Raw genomic sequence first — 22,920 nt, 5'->3', positions numbered from 1 at the left:
CATACTGGTTATAAAGTACACAATGTGGTGACGACATGGGTCAGCCATGCTAGAATATTGCCATTTATGCTCGTTTGTGTATTCCCTTTTGTTATATATACTAGGATGTATTTATCATGACCGCTATTCAGTTTGTATTGATTGCCATTGCCGCGTTTATCGTGCTCGCAGGGCTGTTTATGGTCATTCGCAGTTTTAAGCGCCGTAATGGTGCTGAAGCTGCTGCGGTCAATTATGATAAAAACGGTATTCCCATCATACCGCGTCATGAGCGCAATATCGTTGATCAGCCAGACTTTGATGATACGGTTGCTGGCGAGACGAGCATTGGCCCTGACCGCACTTATCTGAATGCGGTCGTTGAAGAAGAGCCATTGACGCAGACTCATACTAACGTCGATCCCCAGCTGACTGCTGAGCGTGACACTATGGCAGATGAAGATCATGACGTCGTCGACAATGAGGACTATGCGCGCTGGCAAGAAGAGCAACGTCGCGCTGATAACGCTGAGTTTTTAGAGGCGGCTGAGCAGATGCATATCGAGCAAGAGCCTGATGCATTCTCTAGCCTCATGTCGGCAACAGATAGCTTGATGCCATCGATTGACACGGCAGAAGAGCCAAGCTTCGACAACAACAGCCCGATACTGGATCAGCATTTATCAGAGTCAGGCGATGATGCGCAAAACGGCCCCTTGATCAATGCCAAAGACAACATCAATATCACCATCTTGCCGCACCAATATCGCGATCGTCCAACCGCGATTATCCGTGGTCATGATCTGCTAGCATTGATTGATAAATATGGTCTACGCTATGGCGCGATGAATATGTTCCATCGCTACGAGCAAAAAGACGGCACGGGTATGCTGTGGTTTAGTATGATGGGTATCACCGACAGTGGTATCGCGCCCTTTGATCCGCATAGTGTCGCGACCAACACGTATAACGGCATCGTTATGTTTTTATCATTGCCACATCCTCAAGCCGTGCGCAGCTTCGATAGCATGATGAGCATTGCTTATATGATGGCAAGCGATCTTGACGCGATTATGCTCGATGAAGAGAACCAACCAATCACGTCTGAATACAAGCAGCAGCTACGTAATCAAGTTCGTGATTATGAAGGCTAAAAGCTTAAAGGCGAATAGCTCGAAGGCTAAGTAAATCAACTGCTAAAAACAATTATAGAGTGTTAAAAAGGCAAATAGCGATTCATGTTATTTGCCTTTTTTAATGGGCTATAGTTTCTGAAAAAATTTAGAGTCGGTTCAAGATAATTTAGATACAAGGAAGGCGGGGGAAAGTACTACACATAGTAGACTGAGCGAGCCTGACACAGTAGCTGATTTATATAGGATTGGCTATATCCGAGTATCCTGTAAACTTGTTATCATATCGTCATCTTGAATGACAAAAAAGACCCCGACTATGACTGACGCTACCTTATCAAATAATTCTAAAAACCTATCTGCTCAAGTGCAAAGTGCAACATCTAATATAGCCAGTTCGGCCAATGACGGCACCAATAATAATGCAGAAATTGTCTCGCAAATGCGCACGCTTATCGAGTCTCTCAAACAGCACAACTACGCCTACTATGTGCTAGATAATCCAATCTTAGAAGACAGTGAATACGATCAATTGCGCCGCTCGTTGCTTGAGATTGAAGAAGAATATCCGGACTTAGTGCAGCCAGATAGCCCAATCAATCAAGTCGGCGATATGCCGCTATCGGCCTTTACCCAAGTCACGCATGATATTCCAATGTTGTCCTTGGGTAATGTCTTTGAGTATGATGATTTGCGCGATTTTATGCGCCGCGTCAATGATCGCCTGAGCGACTCGCAGCAAAACCCTGAATACGAGATGGAGCTAAAGCTTGATGGATTGGCCGTTTCATTAAAATATGAGCATGGCAAATTTGTCCAAGCGGTCACGCGCGGTGATGGGCAGACGGGTGAGGACATTACCCAAAATGCCAAAACCATTCGCAATTTACCACTATGGATCGCCGATGCGGCTGATATCGAGCTGTTAGAAGTGCGCGGTGAAGTGCTGATGCCAAAAGCAGGGTTTGAGCGTCTCAATCGACTTAGCGAGGCGAGCGAAGGTAAAACCTTTGCCAATCCACGCAATGCCGCTGCTGGTAGCTTACGTCAGCTTGATCCCGCCATAGCCGCTAGTCGTCCACTCGCATTTTATGGCTATTCGGTCAATCAAGGACTGCCTGAAAGTATAGACACCCAGTCAGGGGCGCTGGCATGGCTCACCGAGCTTGGCTTCACCGTCAGCGCTGTAGAAGTGGTCGCCAATCCACGCGCCGCGCAGACTTATTATGAGTCAGTGATAGAAAGTCGTGCCGATTTGCCATTTGAAATCGATGGTATGGTGATTAAGGTGAATAGCCTTGCCTTGCAGCAGCAGCTCGGCTTTTTATCCCGTGAGCCGCGCTGGGCGACGGCCTATAAATTTCCTGCTGAAACCGTCATGACGCGTCTCAACGATATCGAATGGCAAGTCGGACGGACAGGGCAAATCACCCCAGTCGGTAAGCTCGAACCCGTCAAAGTCGGCGGCGTCACCGTCAGCAATGTCACCTTGCATAACTTTGGTGAGATTCAGCGTCTGGACGTGCGCGCAGGCGATATGGTTAGCGTGCACCGTGCAGGTGATGTCATCCCCAAGGTCACCCGCGTTTGGCACGAGCAGCGCCCAGCCGACTCTGAACCTGTGACCCTACCTTCGACTTGTCCTGTCTGTGATTCGCCTGTCATCCTACCAGAAGATGAGGCATTGGCACGCTGCACAGGCGGACTGTATTGCCCAGCGCAGCAGACTGAGGCGCTGATTCACTTTGTCTCACGTCGTGCTATGGATATTGATGGGCTTGGTGAGCGCTGGCTGATTAGCTTCTTTGAGCATGGCCTTATCAAAACGGTTGCTGATATCTATCAGTTGCACAATCATGCGGATGAGATGGTCACCTTTGAAAAACTGGGTGAAAAATCGGTCCAGAATATCATTAATGCTATCGAAGCCAGCAAGCACACGACATTGGCGCGCTTTATCTATGCGCTGGGTATTCGCGGTGTGGGTGAAGGCACAGCACAGAACTTTGCGCAGCAATTTGGTGATTTAGATAGTCTGATGGCCGCCAGTATTGAGACCTTGATAAAAACGCCCGATGTTGGCGAAATCACCGCTGAGCTGACCTATGAGTTCTTCCGCGCGCCGCACAATATCGAAGTCATCACCGCATTACGCGCGGCTGGCGTGCATTGGGATAAAGTCGAGCAGGTCGCCTCAGAAGGGCTACCACTCGATGGGCAAACATGGGTCATCACGGGTGCGCTCGATAGCATGGCGCGTGATGAAGCCAAAGCCAAACTGCAAGCACTAGGCGCAAAAGTCTCAGGCAGCATCTCGGCAAAAACCACTGCGCTACTGGCAGGTGATAAGGCAGGCTCTAAGCTAACCAAAGCAGAGAAACTAGGCATTAAGATAGTGGGTGAGGAAGAGTTTTTGGCGTTGGTTGAGGGCTGAGGTTAGCGGTAGGGTGCGCCCAGCGCACCATTTAAAAATTTGATTTAGGAATTAAAAGTATTATTCAATAAATAGCTGAACGTTGAATCATTTTCATAGATAAGTGTTTTTCAATATATTGTTTCCTATTTATGCGTTGGTGCGAAAGGCGTACCCTACGACTTAAATTACTAACACCTTTATCAAAATTTCGGAAGGCCATGACATACTACACTTATACTCAATTAATGCGTCACATAGCTGTCATCGCCTGCATAAGTGTGGGCGTCGAATATTTAACCGGAAGTATTAGCTTATCGTTTTTACTACTACTTATCTTAGTCATGAGTTATTTGAAATGGTTAGGTATATTTAAGTCAGTCAACTCTCAAAAAATAGACATCAGTGCTAGCATGCAACACTTAAAAAGTGCTAATACTCAGGCTGAATCGAGATTACCAAGTTTCGAATTTGTAGCGAAAAAGTACAACTCTGGACTTTTATTGACGATAGCTATCTTTGCATCGATGATATGGTTGAGCACAAAACTAATTATCGCATGGCTAATGCCCTTGTTCACAAATCAACCATTTGCTCCTTCTGACATTATATGGACAGTGATACCGATTGGCATAGCAATACTCAGCTATCTAGTAGGCAAAGATGAAGAAAAAAACAAAATACCATTAGTATCAATATCTACTCTTAGGTTTTTACCAGAAAAACTACAAATTATTAAATCCAATCAAACGTTAGATATACCATGGCAGTCGATTGAAGATATTCATGAAAAACGGACACTTTCACATGCTCTATTGAAGATAGTAGTGAACGAAGAGAGTAGTGGAATTAAATCAAACTATGGAGAGTATTCATTTGATATTTATGATGTTTGCTATAGTGCAGCAGATATTGAACAGCTTGCTATTATTTACTGGGCAAAAGCCATAGGTAAAGAGATCAAAACAGTCGAGTAGGGTGCACTCCGCGTACCATTTAAGAACTTTATTTAGGAATTAAAAGTATTATTCAATAAATCGCTGAACGTTAAATCATTTGCATAGATAAAGGTTTTTAATCTATTGTTTCCTATTTATGCTTTGGTGCGCGAGGCGCACCCTACAAATTACTAATTTTCCACACCCATAATCTCATATACTTAAAAACCTACTCCACCAATTCCTCATGCGGATTAACTTTAGACTCACCTTTCTTACCATCAGGCTTGATCTCAATGGGTAATACCAGTCCTTTGGCAAAGTCAGTATTCAACTATAGTCTGAACACCAGCCTACCTCCGAAAAACCCACCACTTATCATTAAACCTAACAAAGTTAACAAGACTGATTCAGATCGCGCTTACCGATGCTTATAAGATAATAGTCACAGTCATAAAAGAACTATGATCAAGCAGCGAATAAGCAAAACGTAAGGAGCGCGTTATGGCAGACAATACTAATAATAAATCTAATACCGACACTATAGATAGTAGCCAAAGTCCGCAAGTACAGCATCTCATCGACACTCTACAAGGCGAGCATATCGGCAAAGAAGGCGGGCAGTCTGCCGTCATCTTTCGGATGGTGATGCCAGACCACCTATGTCCGTTTGGCCTCAAATCAATCGATGCGCTCAAGCACGCAGGCTACGATATCATCGATCGCCATATCACGACCCAAGATGAGAATACATTGGTCAAAGACACGCTTGGGGTCAAGACCACGCCGCAGACCTTTATCGATGGCAAGAGTGTTGGCGGCAATGATGATCTGCAAGTATTTTTGGGTAATCACGAACCCGAGACAGACGACACCACTTACGCGCCCATTATTGCGATATTTGCTGTTACCGCACTCATGACACTGGCATTATGCTGGGCTTTTGCTGTTAGTGTCTTTTCGATACAAGCGCTTATGTGGTTTGTCGCGCTCTCCATGTGTGTATTGGCGATTAAAAAGCTTGAGGATTTAGAAGGGTTTACCACTGGGTTTTTGGGTTATGATTTGATAGCACGCCGCGTGGTACGCTACGCCTACGTGTATCCGTTTTTAGAAGCGTTTGCCGGTATCGCTATGCTTGCCGATCAGCCTTGGCTCAATCCGATTGCGGGTCTGGTCGCTTTTATCATTGGTTTGATAGGCGGGGTATCAGTTATTAAAGCCGTCTATATCGATAAGCGTGAGCTAAAATGCGCCTGCGTCGGCGGCGATAGTAATGTCCCACTGGGCGCGATCTCTTTAACCGAAAACGTCATGATGTTCGGTATGGGTGGTTATATGCTGATTCGCGCTTTATTATAATCAAATGGTTTGATGATGCATAATAAATACATCGAGCTACTCCGTCATTTCCCCATGCGCCTTAGCATCCCCTTTTTTGCCATCTGGTTTGATCACGATAGGTAATATCAACCCTTTGGCAAAGTCGTCTGATAACACATAGTCATAGCGACTGGCAGCGACATTGGGTGTGGTATGAATGACCAGTGTCATCTCGTTACCATCGGTCAGTTCATGTGAGACATAGGTTTCGCTCAGCTGATCCAAGGCTTTGGATAGCGCTTCGTTACTTGCCATACTGATAGTGAGGTTGTGCTGCGCTGTCGCCGCGTCCACATCGAAGTACTCTGCATAGTCACGGACGTTTTGACTATCGATTGCAAATGGATACTTATAGTTGGTGGGATCGGCAGGCTTTGTCCCGCTATCGACTAGCGACCAGTCTATCTCATCGGCTGCTGGTATTGACGAGTCTGATGCGGTCGCCGCTGTTTTAGATGCTTGGTTAGGGGTTTCGGTGTTATTATCGCAGCCTGTTAGCGTCCATACACTCGCAGCTGCCATTACCATCATCGTTATCAGACGCGTCGCCATCGGGTTATCCTTTTTACTATTGATCATCATTAATGTGTACTAAAGGCTATTTTGACAGCTTTCCTGATAGTTCTCTAGCAAAACAAACCAGCACTGATGATATTCATAATCATCAGAGAGAAGATGTGTAAAAAGAACACGCATAAAAAACAGCCGCTCAAGGGCGACTGTTTTATTTTTGATAAATCTCTGCTTATCTTTGATTGATTAGAGTTGGCAGTTTACTTTATATTCTTGACCGCTTGCCCATTTCATTGCAAAGATTCCTTTGTCACCTTTCATGTGCCACGCATAGACCGCTTTTGGATTTGAGTCGTTGACATAGCTTGCGACGTCGCCTTTTACATCGCCGTTTAAGACGAGCTTTTGCTCTGTCCATTTTACTTTAGGTAAGGTGGCATTGAGTATGACTTGTTTTTTGTTAATAGACTGTTTTGCCATGATGGTGCTGCCATCGGTACAGGTATATGGGGCTGCTGCCATACGGTCATAAGCGGCAGTGACTTTTTCTGGCGCAGGGGTATCAGTCGTCTCTGGCGTGGTGGGAGTAGTCGTGGCACAAGCGCTCAGTAAGGCAAGTGCAGGTAGGGCAGTTGCAATTTTAGTGATGGTATTCATCATTCTCTCCAAAGTATTACTGGTGTCATTTACTTGTTCTTAATAATGCGTTTAGCATATGAGGCTTATAGTAGCGAAAACGAAGTATTGCCGTGTTAGAAATTGTTCATTACCTATTAGCTTCGTTACCCAATCGCTGACTAATGTAACTTACCATCGCCAGCCTATTGAAAGATAAACGATAATCATTTGACTATTTATTCACTAATGAGTGAGACAGAAAAAGCACCCATCAACTGAGCGCTGATAGGTGCTTTTTTTATGAGTTTAATACGGCCTACGTTTAGTTCATGTTTCTATACTATTCATATTATTAAAACTACTTCTTATCAAGCTATTTGGTTTTGCGCGGTGGCAGACCTGTATGCTGAGTTTGGAAATTGCCTTTGCTGACTTTTTTCTTGGTATTTTTGCCGACCGTATTTTTGCTTGTGCCAGCACGGTTTGCAGCGTTGTTTTTTGACGAGTTGTTGCTACGCTTCACTGAGTCATTTCCTAGGCGACTGTTCTTTTTGCGTGCTGACTGATAGCTGTCTTGCGCCGCATCACGCCCCTCTAAGTGTGCATTGAATGGCGGAATCAAGCAGCCACGGTTTTTGCCAATCAGATCACTACGGCCCATGTCTTGTAGCGCTTTACGTAGTAGTGCCCAGTTTTTTGGATCATGATAACGCAGGAACGCTTTGTGCAGTTTGCGCTGCTTGCCAGATTTGACAATATCCATATCACCTTCACTACGGCTGATCTTATGTAGTGGGTCTTTGTGGGTGTGATACATGGTGGTCGCGGTCGCCATCGGGCTTGGATAAAACGCCTGTACTTGGTCAGCGCGAAAGCCATTGCGTTTGAGCCACAGCGCAAGGTTCATCATATCTTCATCGGTGGTGCCAGGGTGCGCGGCGATAAAGTAAGGGATGAGGTACTGCTCTTTGCCCGCCTCGGCACTAAAGCGCTCGAACATGGCTTTGAACTCATCATACGTGCCCATGCCAGGCTTCATCATTTTTGACAATACGTTGTCTTCTGAGTGTTCAGGGGCGATTTTTAGATAGCCACCGACGTGGTGCGTGACCAGCTCTTTGACGTATTCAGGATCTTTAACCGCCAAATCATAACGCAGACCAGACGCGATAAGGATTTTTTTCACGCCTTTGATATCACGGGCTTTGCGATACAGTTTGGTCAAATTACTGTGATCGGTCAGCAGGTTTTCGCAGACATCAGGATAGACGCAAGACGGTTTACGGCAGTTTTTCTCAATCGTCTCGTCTTTACAGCTCAGACGATACATATTGGCCGTTGGCCCACCAAGATCAGAGATCACGCCAGTGTAGTTGGGTGCAGTATCACGAATCGCTTCGACTTCACGCAAGATTGAGTCTTCTGAACGGTTTTGGATGATACGGCCTTCGTGCTCGGTGATCGAGCAGAAGGTACAACCACCAAAACAGCCGCGCATGATATTGACCGAAAACTTGATCATGTCATAAGCAGGGATACGCGCATCGCCATAGCTTGGGTGCGGCAGACGGGCATAGGGCAGGTCAAACACATAATCCATCTCTTCTGTCGAGAGTGGAATCGGTGGTGGGTTCAGCCAGACATCGATAGAAGTATGCGAGTTACCTGCACCGCTACTATGACGCTGCACCAGCGCGCGAGCGTTACCCGGATTGGTCTCTAAATGTAAGATACGGTTGGCATGCGCATAAAGCACAGGGTCAGATTTGACATGCTCATAGTCAGGCAGACGAATCACCGTTTGCTCACGTGGGGGCATTTTGATTTTATGCTTGCGGGCGGTTTTTGGCTTATTAAACGCACTGTCAAAGCCGCGCATCTGTACCACTTGGGTATCAGTGTCCACTTGGTCGGCATTAATGATTTTGTCAGTGACGGGTTCAGCGACAAAACCTTGATACTGTGACGACATTGATGACGGCATGGCTTGCCCGACAGGCGAGTCCGATGGTTTGTTCTGCTCAATTGAGCAGCTATCAACGTCTTCGGTCATGACATACGGGTTGATGATCGGATCGACACGGCCAACGGTATCGACATCGTTACTGGCGACCTCAGTCATATCCGCTTGCCAATGACGACGCGTTGGGGTCAATAAATACGCTGTACCACGTAGCTTACTCATTTGCTCAAAGCTATAGCCTTTCGACAGACCATGTACCACATCGACGATGGCGCGCTCAGCATTACCATACAATAAGACATCCGCACGCGCATCGAGCAAAATACTACGGCGCACTTTGTCTGACCAATAGTCATAATGCGCGATACGGCGTAAGCTGCCCTCAATACCGCCCAAGATAATCGGGACATCAGGATAGGCTTCACGGCAGCGCTGGCTATAGACGATAGCCGCGCGGTCAGGGCGCTTATTAGCGACGTTGCCAGGAGAGTAGGCATCATCACTACGGATTTTACGATCGGCGGTATAGCGGTTGATCATACTATCCATATTGCCAGCGGTCACGCCGTACGCATAGACAGGTTTGCCAAGCTCCATAAAGGCGTCTTTGCTCTTCCAATCAGGCTGCGCGATAATACCGACGCGAAAGCCTTGTGACTCAAGCAAGCGACCGATAATCGCCATACCAAAGCTTGGGTGATCGACATAGGCATCGCCTGAGACGATGATAACATCGCAAGCATCCCAGCCCAAATCGTCCATTTCTTTGCGGCTCATCGGCAGATAAGGCGCAGGCTCGTAGCAGCTCGCCCAGTGTTTGTCATAATCATAAAGTGGCTTGGTGCCTTGTTTAAAGGCAGTGCGGGCGATGGTATCGGCAGACATGGGCGGACCTGTTAATTAGAAAATGGTACTAGAAATACAACCTTTATTCATTATTGATGATAAAGGCTGATTTAAAAGCGCTCATTTTAACATGAATCATCTTCACTATGCGACCTATTCTATGGGTGGCGATTGCCGATAAGTTATTGATAGCGCGAGATAAACTGCTTATGCAAAGTGAGCGACTAGCCCAGCCAAACAATGGTAAAAATGGTTTCAGCAGAACCGTCACATTGTCGCAAGCATGGTTGTTAAAGTGCAGTTATCAAAGTATGGGTTCGGTCAGTACTAATCATTTGTTTTCTCATGTTTGTTAGCCGTTCTGATTTTCATCCATAACTTTTGGCATAGCTTTTGCTCCAACCCCGTTAGGGCTTATTTGTGTGCATTCATGAGTGAAAATGGTGCACCGATAAAAATTGAACGGATAGATAAGTGTTTGGAGATAAAATGAGAACATCATCTGTTGGGCTGGATGCGATAAAAGGGCTACTAAGAACATTACTGCACAAGATACTTATGCTGGGGACGCTATTGTTTGGCACGATCGCCAGTGCACAAGCTGCGGAGGCAGACACATTGACGGTGGCACAGCTACTCGAATATCAAAACATCGCTTGGATTATTTGGGGCGGGGTTTTGGTGTTCTTTATGCAGGCAGGTTTTGCGCTACTTGAGAGCGGCTCCGTGCGTGCCAAGAACGCGGTAAACGTAATGATGAAAAACTATACCGATATGTGTATAGGGGGCCTAGCGTTTTATTTGGTAGGTTTTGGGCTAATGATGGGTACTAATCATTCGGGGTTTGTCGGTACCGATCATTTTATGCCAGTCAATCTGTCCAATATGGACTGGGCACTGATGTTCTTTCAGATGATGTTTGCGGCGACAGCGGTGACCATCGCGAGTGGTGCCATGGCAGAGCGTGTCTCGTTTATCGGCTATGCAGTCGCCGCTTGCTTGATCTGTTTATTTATCTATCCTGTGTTTGCCAGTTGGGTCTGGGGTGGGTATTTCGGCGGGTCAGGCTGGCTAGCTGAGCTTGGTTTTATCGATTTTGCTGGGTCGACCGTGGTGCATTCTATCGGGGGCTGGTTGGCACTGGCAGGCATCTTAATCATTGGGCCAAGACTGGGCCGCTTTGCCCCTGATGGTACGCCAAGACTCATCGCAGGTCACAACATGACGCTATTGGCGCTTGGCGGGTTTATCTTATGGTTTGGTTGGTTTGGCTTCAATGCTGGATCGACATTATCTATCACTGGAAATATTGGCTTGATTGCCGTCAATACTTTTATCGCTGCGGTCAGTGCGGTGGTGAGCTACATGCTGATTGCTCGGACAATGAGCAAAGCCATTTTGCTCAGTGATAGTGTCAATGCCAGTTTGATTGGTCTGGTGTCTATCACGGCAGGATGTGCCACAACAACGCCTGTTTTCGCCGTTGTCATCGGTGCCATCGCCTCTGTGGTCTATATTTTATCCACGCAAGCATTATTGAAGCTCAAAATAGACGACGTGGTATCAGCGGTGGCAGTGCATGGATTCGGCGGTGCATGGGGTACACTCGCGGCTGGATTGTTTTATACAGGGGACTTATTTAACTTATCACGGCTGGGCGTACAAGCGCTAGGCGTGGGCGTGGCGTTAGCTTGGGGACTGGGGTTGGGTCTTGTGATGTATAAGCTGATTGATCTAAGCTTTGGGTTAAAGGCCAGCCGCTTACATGAGCAGCGTGGCCTTGATTATACCGAGCATGCCGAGCTCGGCTATCCTGAATTTCAAAAGCAGATGTTCGATGCGAAAAGCCTAACAGAGCGGCATTTATAGGAGAGAACTGATGAATATTGATACTCAATCCGTCGACCAAACCGTGTCTGCGATGGCAGAGGTGCTGTCAGAGTATTTACATCCTGAAGAGGTGCGCCTGCTCAAGAGGCAGTGGCAACAGTACTCAACTGTCTCTGTCAAAATGATGCAGCAGTGTGTGTTGGATGCGACAAGGCGCTATCCTGAACTACAAGATCACAAATCTAAAATTCGTAAAGGCTTTTGGGCTACGTTGCAAGTGGATAGTCAGCAGTCAGTGGAGTCTGACAGTCACAATGGCCATAACGAGACAATCAATGCACCCGTACCTATCTCTGAGCCCGTTCTCGCATTTTATACCGTGATAGAAGCGCTGCGCAGTCAGCTAACGGTAGCAGACAGTCGCAGCTTTTTTCATAGTATGCACCAAACTGTTTCGCAAGAACGCACCTTCAAAGGGCACCACATCAATATCAATCAATTTTTGGAAGGTAATCGTCCACCTGTACCGGACAATGAGCACCTGTTAAATAATCTGATGCAGCTTGCCTACGTGTGCTTGTGCGATATTACTGGTCCTGTAGAGGCAGATGAGATACTGTTTCAAGCGGCACAAACGGCCAAGCAAAGTTATCCAAAAGCCATTGTTGAAAAGTTATTTTAACCTATCAAGTGAGCACGTTACGAGCAAGTACGGATATCGCCTCGTAACGTACCTTATGGTTTCAGGTGAGTCAGTGCGCTGTCTGATAGCTTTTAATTATCTAATAATTGAAGCGGGAAAGTCACCACATCAAATGCAAGGGCAAAGGGCAGCAGCACCAGTTTTTGTGCGCTATTTGGTCCATGACGGTTTGTGTTTTTTTGCTGCGTTTGAGTATAAAAGCTTACCGTATAAGGCTTGGTTAGAGCGCGATAATTTGACTGAATCAAGCTTAAATTACTCACTTGCGGATATATGGCACCTTTCACGGGGACATTAAAACAAAAACGCTGGGCACCAATACGTTGATCACTGGCTGAGGTACACTCTCGGGCATTATTTTGTAAAAAGAACTGATAATCTGAGCGTCCAAACTCGTCTTTTAATTTGGCGTAAGAAAGCTTCATCTCCCCTTGGAAATATCCATCGTTATTGGGGACATAAAAACTCATGTCATTGTCAACGTGGATGTCTTTTTGTGTCAGATTGCTGAGCAAACTGATCATCTCAGTCCCACCTTGGGTAAGTACGTAGCTGTTTTTTTCACCAACGATAACCATCGTCGCATTTGGCGTTTTTGGTAATGCCTGCGCCGGACGGCCAAAAGCGATCACTTGATCTTCTGACAATGTCTGCTTGGTCGTGATGATATGGTCATTACTTTCTAGCAATGAGCTGGTCGCGCAGCCTGATATTGCAAGCATTGAAGAAGTCAGCAAAGTCCCTTTTACCAAAGCTTTTGGGCTTATATGCTTTAGTATGTTATACCTGCTGTTTATTTTATGAGGGTAGTCTGGTTGATAGGTCATGATCAGGCTTCCTTGTCTACTTCGATGAATAAAAATTGCTAATATTATCCAACTTATGTTAGTTTTTTACAAGTTTTGAATGCAGTTTAAACACTAATTATTAATAAAAAAGCTGATACCAACTCAACTAATACAGGTAGATGTATTTAGTCTAAGGTAATCTTGGTTCCACTCTTGGTAAAGTTCATCACAAACTGACTTTTAAAATTGCGTACATTATTTTCGTAAGTCAGCAAGCTACGGGTGAACTGGTGGTAGTCGCTCATGTTTTTGGCATTGACCATCAGCATAAAATCAAAATCGCCCGAGACTTCATAACAGCTCATCACCTGTGTTTGCGAATCCATCAAACGCTCAAACCGGCGCTGCATTGATGTGTTGGAGCGCTCCATTTCTATCATCACCACTGCGGTCAGACCGTAACCCACTTTATTAGGATTAACGATGGCGACTTGCTTGGTAATCACGCCGCTATCTATCAATGCTTGAATGCGACGCTGAGCCGTCGCAACAGACACATGCACTCGTTCTGCGACAGTTTTAAGCGGTAATGTCGCATCGTCTTGCAATAAATTCAAAATAGCTTTATCAGTGCTGTCTAGGATATGGCTCATGATAATGTACCCTCATTAATTATGATTATTAGGTTTTCGATTATAAATATTATCACTAATAATTTAAATTTAAGAAAATAGTTATTTATATGACATTATTTTGATAAATTTATCCATAAATACATTTTTATAGAGATAATATATCAAAGCACTCTAGTAAAATAGACCGTACCAATCAGAGCTGCTTTAAAAAAAGAGCGAGTAATTGTTTTTTTATCATCTACTAATAACTACGGTGCTTATCATGTCTATCTCAATGCTCTCCAATGTATTCGCTAATGCGCTAGCAACCACTACTTCACGTTTGCCATTGCCTGCGATTTGGACGACTGGTAACACGCAGCAGCGCACGCTGATGTTGGGAGTGTCATTTGCCATCTTATCCAATATTTTGTTTGGTGTACTCTATGCGTATAGCAGCTTTCTGACGCCTTTGTCAGGCACACAAGTGTTTATCTGGCGTATGCTGTCAATGTGGGCGGTGTTGGTTGGCTACTTATTGATAAGTGGACGGCTAGGCATGCACATCGATAAATTGCGTGCTTTGCACTCGATCAAACAGTGGGTTTGGCTGCTACTACCTACGCCGATATTTTTGAGTCAGCTTTGGCTATTTATGTGGGCACCGGTCAATGGGCAAGGTGTACAAACCGCCATGGGCTATTTTTTGTTTCCACTCATGATGGTGGTGTTCGGTTGCCTGCTGTTTGGCGAAAAGCTCAGTCGTCTACAGTGGCTTGCGGTCGCATTTGCGGCGGTAGGGGTGTTTAGTGAAATCATTCGTACGCAGAGTGTTTCTTGGGCGACATTGTGGGTGTGTGGTACTTATCCGATATATTATATCGTGCGTAGACTCCAAGGCATTGACGCCATCACTGGTATGCTGGTCGATCTGACATTGTTTGCCCCATTTGCGCTTGGTTACTTGTACTTTTTTGCATCTAGCAATTTGGTGATGGTAGCAGGGTCTGGATTTTTGATCATGATGTTAGTTGGTCTTGGCGTTTTGAGCATCTTAGCAATGAAAACCAATATTGATGCCAGCCAAATGCTACCCGTCAATGTCTATGGCATGATGAGTTATATAGAACCTGCTTTGCTATTTATATTGGCGGTGACGGTGCTCGGTAATCCGTTTGAATCAGCGATGATCTATAGTTATGGGTTGATCTGGTTAGGTATTGCTTGTTTGATTGCTCATGGGATAAAGCAGCTTCGCACTCGTAAAAGTGTGCCGTCATCAATCAAGGGGCAGGTCGCGTAAGCGGCTAGTAGGGTAGTTAATGAGTATTGTCAGTCACGGGTATTAACAGTTGATAAGTATAGTGGAACCAATTTAAAAATGTTATAGCGTTACTGGTATAAATTTTCCTTGCGTGCTGTATATACAGAGGCTGTGAAAAATTCATCCAGTAGCGCTTTGGAACTTATGACAGTTTTGTTTTGAACTGACTATATAAGCATTAATAAGGTACAAAAAAGGACGGCTCTATATTTACTGAGCCGTCCTTTTTTGACATTTAGATTAAATAACACTTAATCTAAGTGTTGTTTAAAGCCACGCTGCTTATCACGTTCCCAATCGCGATCTTTTAACGTCTTACGTTTGTCATGCAGCTTTTTACCTAATGCGAGGCCAATTTGGCATTTCACCAGCGAGTTTTTCCAGTAGCAAGACAGCGGTACGCAAGCGTAGCCTTTTTGATTGATTGCTCCAGACAGTTTTTCGATTTCACGACGATTGAGCAGCAGTTTACGGGTACGAATACTGTCTGGACTAACGTGCGTAGAGCTCGATAGTAATGGCTGAATGTGCGCACCAAATAAGAAAGCTTCGTTATTGCGAAATATGACGTACGCTTCAGTGATGGTCATTTTTCCTGCACGAATGGCTTTGACTTCCCAGCCTTGCAATGCCAATCCCGCTTCAAAGGTTTCTTCGATAAAATATTCATGACGCGCTTTTTTATTGGCGCAAATCTGATTATCAGGTTTTTTTGATTTTTTTGACATAATTTCTCCATAAGGATTGCCTAAAAACACAGGCGCCTTATTTGACCAGTCCTACTAATTCCTCATCTTAACCCATTCAATGGTATTGAATTTTATTTGGATTATAAGTCAGATGAGTCGAACCGCCTATTGTATCAAAGCCTCTGGTGAAAAGGTAAATCGGCTGTTAGGACAAATGTAGCAGATAAGTATTAAGTTTGAGCAAAATTTGCTAGCATATGGCCTAATATTACCGATTATATTAGCCATGCTATGAGCCATTCTATTTCTCCCAACTCCTCAAAGCTACACACCAAAATTCTATATCCTGGTACGTTTGATCCCATTACCAATGGTCATGTGGATTTGGTGACACGCGCAACCAAGCTCTTTGATGAGGTTGTGATTGCGGTTGCCTCGGGGCATCATAAAAAACCTCTATTTAATTTTGAAGAGCGCGTTGCTTTAGTCGAAACCGTATTTGCCGATTTGCCGCAAGTCTCGGTGATTGGCTTTGAAGGGTTGCTCGTTGATTTTATGCGCGAAAAACACGCCACCGCCGTGCTGCGCGGGCTGCGAGCGATGTCCGATTTTGAGTACGAGTTTCAACTGGCCAATATGAACCGCGAGCTTGATGAAAACTTTGAAGCCGTATTTTTGACCCCCTCTCAGAACTATTCATTCATCTCATCGACCATGATTCGTGAAATTGCCAAACTCGGTGGCGATGTCAGTAAATTTGTCCCACCTGGTGTGTTGCAAGCTTTTGACAAAAAGTTAAATAGTAACTAAAAGATGCTGCATCAAAAATACTCTGCTAGCACTTGCTAAAACAGTCAAGCGCAGCCAGATAGGGCTAATATGAGCAAAAATATAAGGAGCAGTTTATGGCGCTATTAATCACTGATGAGTGCATTAACTGTGATGTGTGTGAGCCTGCTTGCCCCAATGAGGCCATCTCAGAAGGCGATGATATTTATGTCATTGATCCAGATCTATGCACAGAATGTGTCGGGCATTTTGACGAGCCACAATGCGTGGTGATTTGTCCAGTCGACTGTATCCCTCATGACCCCAACCATGTCGAGACAGAAAATGATTTATTAGCCAAATACAAGCGTATTACAGGTCAATAAAATCTTGATAAGCGATTGATGACGTTTGGGTTTACAACGTTTTAGGGACAATATAATGACCAGCAATACAATGACAACCAAATCCATGCAAGTAGCCAGTGAGTTCGATCAACGGCACTTATGGCATCCATATGCCAGCCTGCCGCCCACCTATTCCAATATCGTTATCGATCGCGCTGAAGGGATTTATATCATTACTGAAGACGGCACGCGCTTAATTGATGGTATGTCGTCATGGTGGGCGAGCGTCCATGGCTACAATCATCCTAAGTTAAACGACGCGCTGACTCAGCAGCTAGGTAAAATGGCGCATGTGATGTTTGGTGGCTTGACCCACCAGCCAGCAATAGATTTGGGCAAAAAATTGCTTGGCATTGTGCCTTTTGGTCTCGATGCGATTTTTTATGCGGACAGTGGCAGTATCGCCGTAGAAGTGGCACTAAAAATGGCGCTGCAATATCAAGTGGCTGCCAAGCGCCCAAACAAGCAACAGTTTGCCTCGACCCATTCAGGCTATTACGGAGATACTTGGCATGCCATGAGTGTCTGTGATCCTATCAATGGCATGCACAGTCTGTATGGCAAGCAATTACCGATGCAACATTTCGTTCCTGCGCCGCCACTTGGGTTTGATCGCGTATTGACAGTAGATGATCGTGAAACATTAGCTCAGTTTTTTGCAGAGTATGGCGCGCAGCTGGCAGGATTTATTATCGAGCCGATTATTCAGGGCGCAGGTGGTATGCGTTTTTATAACCCTGAATACTTGCGGCTATTACGCGCACTTTGTGATAAGTACGATGTACTCTTGATAGCGGATGAGATTGCTACTGGGTTTGGGCGTAGTGGCAAACTATTTGCGTGTGAACATGCTGGCATCAGCCCTGATATCATGACCATTGGCAAGGCGCTGACCGGCGGCTACATGACTTTTGCCGCAACGCTATGTACCCGCAAAATTGCCGATACCATTCACAATAGCGACTATCCAGCGCTGATGCATGGTCCGACCTTTATGGGTAATCCGCTCGCCTGTGCGGTCGCCTGTGCATCGATTGATTTGATCCTGTCTTATGATATCGAAACGCGTACTGCCAGTATGCAACGTACGATGGAGCAAGCCCTGACGCCAGCTGCGCAGCTGGCAGGTGTAGCCGAGGTACGTTGTTTGGGGGCAGTGGCGGTGATTGAGTTGTATGAAGCGGTTGATATGCCCATTTTTCAATCCTTATTGATTGATAATGGTATCTGGGTCAGACCCTTTGGTAAGTTGGTGTATATCATGCCGCCTTACATTATTACTGATGATGAGCTGACCACCTTATGCCAAGCGCTGCTAAAAGTAGTACGTAAATATTTAGAACATCGAGGTTAACCATGAGCGTGCTATTTGTATCCGGCATTGATACCGATATTGGCAAAACCTATGCCACGGGTCTGCTTGCCAAATCATTAATGCAGCAAGGCGTCAACGTTATCACGCAAAAGTTGGTACAAACAGGCATCAGTAAACAAGCAGATGGCGAACTAGGCATTGCGGATGATATTTTAAGTCACCGTCAATTGATGCAGATGCCACTACAGCCATGCGATTTGGACTTTACCACCTGTCCTTATCGCTATGAGAAGCCTGCGTCACCGCATCTGTCCGCAGCATTGGCCAATCAGCCTCTTAACATCAATGTGATTACCGATGCCACCAACGCATTGCAAGCCGATTATGAGTTGGTGTTGCTTGAAGGGGCAGGCGGGCTACTGGTACCGATAAATGAGCAACTATTAACCTTGGACTATATTGCCAAGCAAGGCTATCCTATCGTCTTGGTCACCTCTGGCCGACTGGGCAGCATCAATCATACGTTGCTTAGTTTGGAGGCGATAAAATCGCGCGGCTTAATGATCCATAGTGTGATTTACAACCATATCCATGATGATGCTGAACAAACGGATGCTGAGATTGCAAATAGTACCATTGATTTTTTGCAGGCGTATTTGGCTTGCCATTACCCCAAAGCGCACTGGCTGGTCTTAGCCAAACAAGCAAATGAACATTCAGATGATGCTGACATAGCCTTGCCAACAGCGTTTATCTAAGTTTTTAAGGTGTCTTTTAGGTAGTCATAGTCATTCTAAAAATAAGCCGAAAAGACATTCCCATACAGGCGTTAGTTTTGCTATACTAGCGCGCTTGGTAGACTAGGCGATCGCCGCTGTACACTGGCAACAGATGAGCAGGGGAGGAAAGTCCGGGCTACATAGGGCAGCGTGCCAGCTAACGGCTGGGCAGAGTAATCTGACGACCAGTGCAGCAGAGAGTAGACCGCCTTTGACTTAGTTGATTGTCGCAAGACACCAATGTCATCGGTAAGGGTGAAAGGGTGCGGTAAGAGCGCACCGCGTGAATGGCAACATCTCACGGCATGGTAAACTCCACGCGTAGCAAGACCAAATAGGCATCGGCATGGCGCGGCCCGCGTTCGATGCGGGTAGGTTGCTTGAGCGTATCAGCGATGATACGCCTAGAGGAATGATCGTCCACGACAGAACCCGGCTTATCGGTTTACCAAACCTTTTTTATCATTTGTTGTAGTAAGTAAGTGCAGTTAATTTGAATGACATTCATTTTTTTGCAAAAAATGCCCATTAGGGGTTGACGGCGGTCAGCAGCTTGGGCATAATGTGCAGCCTAAAACGGCGATGTAGCTCAGCTGGTTAGAGCGCACGACTCATAATCGTGAGGTCGAGAGTTCAAGTCTCTCCATCGCCACCATATATAGCAGTATTAAAAAGCCAATCTCTCTGGGATTGGCTTTTTTTTGCCTGAAATAATCTTTCATTTACAAGGTTTGTATGTGCTATTGCTTAGTCAAATACTCCTTGTTAGATGTCTGTCAGTCTCGCTTACTTGATAAATACTTTCTCTGCTACTAAAATCGCCTTACTTTGCAGTAGAAAACTGCTAGAATACTCTTTGGTATGTGCGTACAAAAGCGCAGCAGAGTTACCGTACTAAGTACTGGGCTTTAGGCGAGGTTATCCATTCTAAGGATTACGATCGACACAACAGCTGACCTGTAGCATACGTTTTAACGAAGCATACCTATCTTATCAAGTGTACTTGACCATATTTATCTCTTATCTTTATTCTATCACCTTTAATTTAGTAGGCGCTTTGTGACTGCATTAGCCAATATTCGTAACTTTTCAATCATTGCCCACATTGATCATGGTAAGTCGACCCTTGCCGATCGTTTTATTCAGATGTGCGGTGCCTTGCAAGATCGCGAGATGCAGGCGCAGGTGCTCGACTCGATGGATATTGAGCGTGAGCGCGGTATCACTATTAAAGCGCAGTCGGTCACGCTATATTATGACCATCCTAATGGTGAGCGCTATCAGCTTAACTTTATTGATACGCCAGGTCACGTTGATTTCTCGTATGAGGTGTCACGCTCATTGGCCGCTTGCGAAGGCGCGCTATTGGTGGTCGATGCCGCGCAAGGCGTAGAAGCACAGTCGGTTGCCAACTGTTATACCGCAGTCGATCAGGGCCTAGAAGTCATGGCTGTCCTTAACAAGATTGATCTACCGCAAGTGGAGCCTGAGCGCGTCATTCAAGAGATTGAAGATATTATCGGAATAGAAGCCATTGATGCCCCTCGTGTTTCAGCGAAATCTGGTCTGGGTGTCGATAAATTGTTGGAAGCGTTGGTTGAATTCATTCCAGCACCGACTGGCGACCGTGAAGCACCCTTACAAGCACTTATCATTGATTCATGGTTTGACAGTTATCTGGGTGTGGTCTCACTGGTTCGCGTACGTGAAGGGACGGTAAAAAAAGGCGATAAGATCTATATCAAATCAACGGGCGATGCTCATCCAGTAAGCTCTATCGGTGTATTCACGCCAAAACCTGTCGATACGGGTATTTTAGAAGCGGGTGAAGTAGGCTTTGTTATCGCTGGTATCAAAGATATTGCAGGCGCGCCAGTTGGCGATACGATTACGCATGCCAGTACGCCTGATGTTGAACGTATTCCAGGTTTTAAACAGATCACGCCACAAGTATATGCAGGAATGTTCCCAGTCGATTCGAGTGATTTTGAAAAATTCCGTGAAGCGCTGCAGAAATTGCAAATCAACGATGCGTCATTATTTTTTGAGCCTGATACTTCAGACGCGTTAGGCTTTGGCTTTCGTTGTGGCTTCTTAGGCATGCTACACATGGAGATTATCCAAGAGCGCTTAGAGCGTGAGTATGACTTGGATTTGATCACCACTGCGCCTTCAGTTATCTATGAGATTGAAAAGAAAGGCGGTGAAGTCATCTATGTTGATAATCCATCAAGACTGCCTGAGCCTAACAATATTGAAGAGTTCCGTGAGCCAATTGCCCGCTGTCAGATTTTAGTACCGCAAGATTACTTGGGTAACGTCATGACCCTATGTATTGAGCGCCGCGGTGTGCAGGTTGATATGCGCTTTATGGGTAAGCAAGTTCAGGTTATCTTTGATATTCCGATGGGTGAGGTGGTCATGGATTTCTTTGACCGTCTAAAATCAGTCTCGCGTGGTTTTGCATCACTGGACTATAATTTTGATCGTTATCAAGTGGACAAATTGGTTAAAGTCGACGTGCTAATCAACGGTGAAAAGGTGGATGCCTTGGCAATGATTGTGCATCAAGACCAAGCACGTTTCCGCGGTAATCAGCTAGTGACCAAGATGAAAGAGCTGATTCCACGTCAAATGTTCGATGTGGCGATTCAAGCCGCAATTGGTAGTCAGATCATTGGACGTAGTACGGTAAAAGCCATGCGTAAAGATGTCTTGGCCAAATGCTATGGCGGTGACGTATCGCGTAAGAAAAAGCTCTTGTCTAAGCAAAAAGCAGGTAAAAAACGTATGAAACAAGTGGGTAGTGTGGAGATTCCACAAGAAGCCTTCTTGGCTGTTTTACAAGTGGACAGTTAATACATCGCTTTATCTGAGAAAGTTCTGGTACATAACAGTTGAATATCGTCAGTTTTTTGATTAAAGCAACTAGACAAACAGCACGTTAATAGGCAATTTGGTATGGATTTTGATTTCAATTTAATTTTAGTGCCGTTGACCATAGGCTTAGGAATTGTCTGGCTGCTAGATAAGCTGGCACTCAAGCAGCGCAAAACTCGCGGTCGAGGTCAAGAAAGTCTGCTAGTGCGATGGGCCTATGATTTTTTTCCTGTGTTGGCTGTCGTATTGATCGTACGCTCGTTTTTGATTGAGCCTTTCAATATTCCATCTTCTTCCATGGTGCCAACGCTATATACGGGCGATTTCATTGCAGTCAATAAATATGCTTATGGCGTCCGCTTACCGCTGACTTACAATAAGGTGTTGGATACAGGATCACCTGAGCCTGGTGATGTGGTGGTATTTCGCTATCCTGAAAACCCAAGCATTTACTATATTAAACGCTTGATTGGCTTGCCAGGCGATACGGTGAGCTACAGTCAAGGCAAGCTCTCTATTAACGATGTACCCGTAAAAACAACGCCTATCGATTTTTCAGCCAATGCTGAATTGACATCACAGCTTTATCTGCCAGGACAGATGGGTCCAGGCGAGGTGCTGACAGAAGAAAGCGCGGCTGCGATGGGTCAGCAAGAAGAAGGCGCCGCGCAGTACTTCCAAGAAACGCAGGGTGAGAACCAGCACTTGGTTCGCTATCTAAAAGGGATGAACAGTGCCCAATATGCGCCTTTTTTACAGCAAGAGTCGCCAGAAGTGGTAAGCTCAGAGGGGACAGAGTGGCGCATTAAAGTACCAGAAGGTCATTATTTTGTGATGGGTGACAACCGTGATCGCAGTGCAGATGGCAGGTTCTGGGGATTTGTTCCTGATGAAAATTTAGCGGGTAAAGCGGTCTATATTTGGATGCATAAACCACCAGGATTAAACTTACCAACTTTCGAGCGTAATGGTACCATTGATTAATACCATGAGTACTCTATTGATTGAGTTATCGATAATAGTTTTATGCTAATATC

The 22,920-nt window shown here is 45.4% G+C and carries 19 protein-coding genes, 1 tRNA gene, 1 other RNA gene and 1 pseudogene; 15 read left to right on the top strand and 7 right to left on the bottom strand.

Going from position 1 to position 22,920, the window contains the following annotated elements; all coding sequences use genetic code 11:
• The first annotated feature begins 116 nt into the window (after positions 1-116).
• The 4 genes from AOT82_RS06585 (at position 117) to AOT82_RS06570 (ending at position 5,825) form a co-directional block, all read left to right on the top strand.
• On the top strand, positions 117-1,133 hold the full coding sequence (locus AOT82_RS06585; protein WP_071002312.1) for a cell division protein ZipA C-terminal FtsZ-binding domain-containing protein: 1,017 nt from the start codon (positions 117-119) through the stop codon (positions 1,131-1,133).
• 346 nt (positions 1,134-1,479) lie between these two features.
• Complete coding sequence (ligA, locus tag AOT82_RS06580) at positions 1,480-3,546, top strand: NAD-dependent DNA ligase LigA (RefSeq protein ID WP_071003695.1); 2,067 nt, start codon at positions 1,480-1,482, stop codon at positions 3,544-3,546.
• A 200-nt stretch (positions 3,547-3,746) separates the two neighbouring features.
• Positions 3,747-4,502 carry a hypothetical protein gene (locus AOT82_RS06575; RefSeq protein ID WP_143007400.1) on the top strand — a complete coding sequence of 252 codons (756 nt, stop codon included), beginning with the start codon at positions 3,747-3,749 and terminating at the stop codon, positions 4,500-4,502.
• A gap of 465 nt (positions 4,503-4,967) precedes the next feature.
• A complete protein-coding gene (locus tag AOT82_RS06570; protein ID WP_156770978.1) occupies positions 4,968-5,825 on the top strand; it encodes a MauE/DoxX family redox-associated membrane protein in 858 nt (285 codons plus the stop codon).
• A gap of 36 nt (positions 5,826-5,861) precedes the next feature.
• On the opposite strand, the gene AOT82_RS06565 is transcribed toward AOT82_RS06570, so the two are convergent.
• The 3 genes from AOT82_RS06565 to AOT82_RS06555 all read right to left on the bottom strand — a co-directional run bounded on the left by AOT82_RS06565 (position 5,862) and on the right by AOT82_RS06555 (position 9,825).
• A complete protein-coding gene (locus tag AOT82_RS06565; protein WP_071002310.1) occupies positions 5,862-6,398 on the bottom strand; it encodes a hypothetical protein in 537 nt (178 codons plus the stop codon).
• Positions 6,399-6,605: 207 nt separating this feature from the next.
• The gene (locus AOT82_RS06560; protein WP_071002309.1) at positions 6,606-7,016 is read right to left on the bottom strand and encodes a hypothetical protein; all 411 of its coding nucleotides are present in this window, start codon (positions 7,014-7,016) and stop codon (positions 6,606-6,608) included.
• Positions 7,017-7,350: 334 nt separating this feature from the next.
• Positions 7,351-9,825 carry a YgiQ family radical SAM protein gene (locus tag AOT82_RS06555; protein WP_071002308.1) on the bottom strand — a complete coding sequence of 825 codons (2,475 nt, stop codon included), beginning with the start codon at positions 9,823-9,825 and terminating at the stop codon, positions 7,351-7,353.
• Between the two features lie 519 nt (positions 9,826-10,344).
• On the opposite strand from AOT82_RS06555, the gene AOT82_RS06550 reads away from it, so the two are divergent.
• Complete coding sequence (locus tag AOT82_RS06550) at positions 10,345-11,655, top strand: ammonium transporter (RefSeq protein ID WP_071002307.1); 1,311 nt, start codon at positions 10,345-10,347, stop codon at positions 11,653-11,655.
• Positions 11,656-11,665: 10 nt separating this feature from the next.
• The gene (locus AOT82_RS06545) at positions 11,666-12,298 is read left to right on the top strand and encodes a hypothetical protein (RefSeq protein WP_071002306.1); all 633 of its coding nucleotides are present in this window, start codon (positions 11,666-11,668) and stop codon (positions 12,296-12,298) included.
• A 92-nt stretch (positions 12,299-12,390) separates the two neighbouring features.
• Here the strand turns inward: AOT82_RS06545 and AOT82_RS06540 are convergent, their stop codons facing one another.
• On the bottom strand, positions 12,391-13,146 hold the full coding sequence (locus tag AOT82_RS06540) for a hypothetical protein (protein WP_083328878.1): 756 nt from the start codon (positions 13,144-13,146) through the stop codon (positions 12,391-12,393).
• 146 nt (positions 13,147-13,292) lie between these two features.
• The gene (locus tag AOT82_RS06535; protein WP_071002305.1) at positions 13,293-13,760 is read right to left on the bottom strand and encodes an Lrp/AsnC family transcriptional regulator; all 468 of its coding nucleotides are present in this window, start codon (positions 13,758-13,760) and stop codon (positions 13,293-13,295) included.
• 244 nt (positions 13,761-14,004) lie between these two features.
• Here AOT82_RS06535 and rarD point away from each other — a divergent pair, with 244 nt between their 5' ends.
• Complete coding sequence (gene rarD / locus AOT82_RS06530) at positions 14,005-15,024, top strand: EamA family transporter RarD (RefSeq protein ID WP_237182795.1); 1,020 nt, start codon at positions 14,005-14,007, stop codon at positions 15,022-15,024.
• Positions 15,025-15,296: 272 nt separating this feature from the next.
• Here rarD and smpB read toward each other — a convergent pair whose 3' ends face one another.
• On the bottom strand, positions 15,297-15,773 hold the full coding sequence (gene smpB, locus AOT82_RS06525) for an SsrA-binding protein SmpB (protein WP_071002304.1): 477 nt from the start codon (positions 15,771-15,773) through the stop codon (positions 15,297-15,299).
• Positions 15,774-16,025: 252 nt separating this feature from the next.
• Between smpB and coaD the strand changes: the two genes are divergently transcribed.
• Positions 16,026-16,544, top strand: coding sequence for a pantetheine-phosphate adenylyltransferase (gene coaD / locus AOT82_RS06520; protein WP_071002303.1), 519 nt, complete (start codon positions 16,026-16,028; stop codon positions 16,542-16,544).
• Positions 16,545-16,588: 44 nt separating this feature from the next.
• Here coaD and AOT82_RS14325 read toward each other — a convergent pair.
• Positions 16,589-16,639 (bottom strand): annotated as a pseudogene (locus tag AOT82_RS14325) (hypothetical protein); the annotation flags it as partial.
• On the opposite strand from AOT82_RS14325, the gene AOT82_RS06515 reads away from it, so the two are divergent.
• From AOT82_RS06515 to lepB, 7 genes are all read left to right on the top strand, one after another.
• A complete protein-coding gene (locus tag AOT82_RS06515) occupies positions 16,640-16,888 on the top strand; it encodes a YfhL family 4Fe-4S dicluster ferredoxin (protein WP_058024492.1) in 249 nt (82 codons plus the stop codon).
• 55 nt (positions 16,889-16,943) lie between these two features.
• Complete coding sequence (bioA, locus tag AOT82_RS06510; protein ID WP_427593771.1) at positions 16,944-18,263, top strand: adenosylmethionine--8-amino-7-oxononanoate transaminase; 1,320 nt, start codon at positions 16,944-16,946, stop codon at positions 18,261-18,263.
• A gap of 2 nt (positions 18,264-18,265) precedes the next feature.
• The gene (gene bioD / locus AOT82_RS06505; RefSeq protein ID WP_071002302.1) at positions 18,266-18,982 is read left to right on the top strand and encodes a dethiobiotin synthase; all 717 of its coding nucleotides are present in this window, start codon (positions 18,266-18,268) and stop codon (positions 18,980-18,982) included.
• A gap of 94 nt (positions 18,983-19,076) precedes the next feature.
• An RNA gene (rnpB, locus tag AOT82_RS06500) (RNase P RNA component class A) lies at positions 19,077-19,459 on the top strand.
• 122 nt (positions 19,460-19,581) lie between these two features.
• Positions 19,582-19,658, top strand: a tRNA-Met gene (locus AOT82_RS06495).
• Between the two features lie 404 nt (positions 19,659-20,062).
• On the top strand, positions 20,063-21,862 hold the full coding sequence (gene lepA / locus AOT82_RS06490; RefSeq protein ID WP_071002301.1) for a translation elongation factor 4: 1,800 nt from the start codon (positions 20,063-20,065) through the stop codon (positions 21,860-21,862).
• Between the two features lie 102 nt (positions 21,863-21,964).
• Positions 21,965-22,867, top strand: coding sequence for a signal peptidase I (gene lepB / locus AOT82_RS06485; protein ID WP_071002300.1), 903 nt, complete (start codon positions 21,965-21,967; stop codon positions 22,865-22,867).
• Positions 22,868-22,920 lie beyond the last annotated feature (53 nt).

It is taken from the genome of Psychrobacter sp. AntiMn-1, from assembly GCF_001854065.1.
GTDB classification, from domain to species: domain Bacteria; phylum Pseudomonadota; class Gammaproteobacteria; order Pseudomonadales; family Moraxellaceae; genus Psychrobacter; species Psychrobacter pacificensis.
This window is presented reverse-complemented; position numbering and strand designations above follow the sequence as displayed.

Excerpts from the sequence above, each read along its gene's own strand:
- AOT82_RS06585 (WP_071002312.1), top strand. The coding sequence starts at position 117 with ATGACCGCTATTCAGTTTGTATTGATTGCCATTGCCGCGTTTATCGTG.
- AOT82_RS06575 (WP_143007400.1), top strand. The coding sequence starts at position 3,747 with ATGACATACTACACTTATACTCAATTAATGCGTCACATAGCTGTCATC.
- AOT82_RS06570 (WP_156770978.1), top strand. The coding sequence starts at position 4,968 with ATGGCAGACAATACTAATAATAAATCTAATACCGACACTATAGATAGT.
- AOT82_RS06565 (WP_071002310.1), bottom strand. The coding sequence starts at position 6,398 with ATGGCGACGCGTCTGATAACGATGATGGTAATGGCAGCTGCGAGTGTA.
- AOT82_RS06560 (WP_071002309.1), bottom strand. The coding sequence starts at position 7,016 with ATGAATACCATCACTAAAATTGCAACTGCCCTACCTGCACTTGCCTTA.
- AOT82_RS06555 (WP_071002308.1), bottom strand. The coding sequence starts at position 9,825 with ATGTCTGCCGATACCATCGCCCGCACTGCCTTTAAACAAGGCACCAAG.
- AOT82_RS06550 (WP_071002307.1), top strand. The coding sequence starts at position 10,345 with ATGCTGGGGACGCTATTGTTTGGCACGATCGCCAGTGCACAAGCTGCG.
- AOT82_RS06545 (WP_071002306.1), top strand. The coding sequence starts at position 11,666 with ATGAATATTGATACTCAATCCGTCGACCAAACCGTGTCTGCGATGGCA.
- AOT82_RS06540 (WP_083328878.1), bottom strand. The coding sequence starts at position 13,146 with ATGACCTATCAACCAGACTACCCTCATAAAATAAACAGCAGGTATAAC.
- AOT82_RS06535 (WP_071002305.1), bottom strand. The coding sequence starts at position 13,760 with ATGAGCCATATCCTAGACAGCACTGATAAAGCTATTTTGAATTTATTG.
- rarD (WP_237182795.1), top strand. The coding sequence starts at position 14,005 with ATGTCTATCTCAATGCTCTCCAATGTATTCGCTAATGCGCTAGCAACC.
- smpB (WP_071002304.1), bottom strand. The coding sequence starts at position 15,773 with ATGTCAAAAAAATCAAAAAAACCTGATAATCAGATTTGCGCCAATAAA.
- coaD (WP_071002303.1), top strand. The coding sequence starts at position 16,026 with ATGAGCCATTCTATTTCTCCCAACTCCTCAAAGCTACACACCAAAATT.
- AOT82_RS06515 (WP_058024492.1), top strand. The coding sequence starts at position 16,640 with ATGGCGCTATTAATCACTGATGAGTGCATTAACTGTGATGTGTGTGAG.
- bioA (WP_427593771.1), top strand. The coding sequence starts at position 16,944 with ATGACCAGCAATACAATGACAACCAAATCCATGCAAGTAGCCAGTGAG.
- bioD (WP_071002302.1), top strand. The coding sequence starts at position 18,266 with ATGAGCGTGCTATTTGTATCCGGCATTGATACCGATATTGGCAAAACC.
- lepB (WP_071002300.1), top strand. The coding sequence starts at position 21,965 with ATGGATTTTGATTTCAATTTAATTTTAGTGCCGTTGACCATAGGCTTA.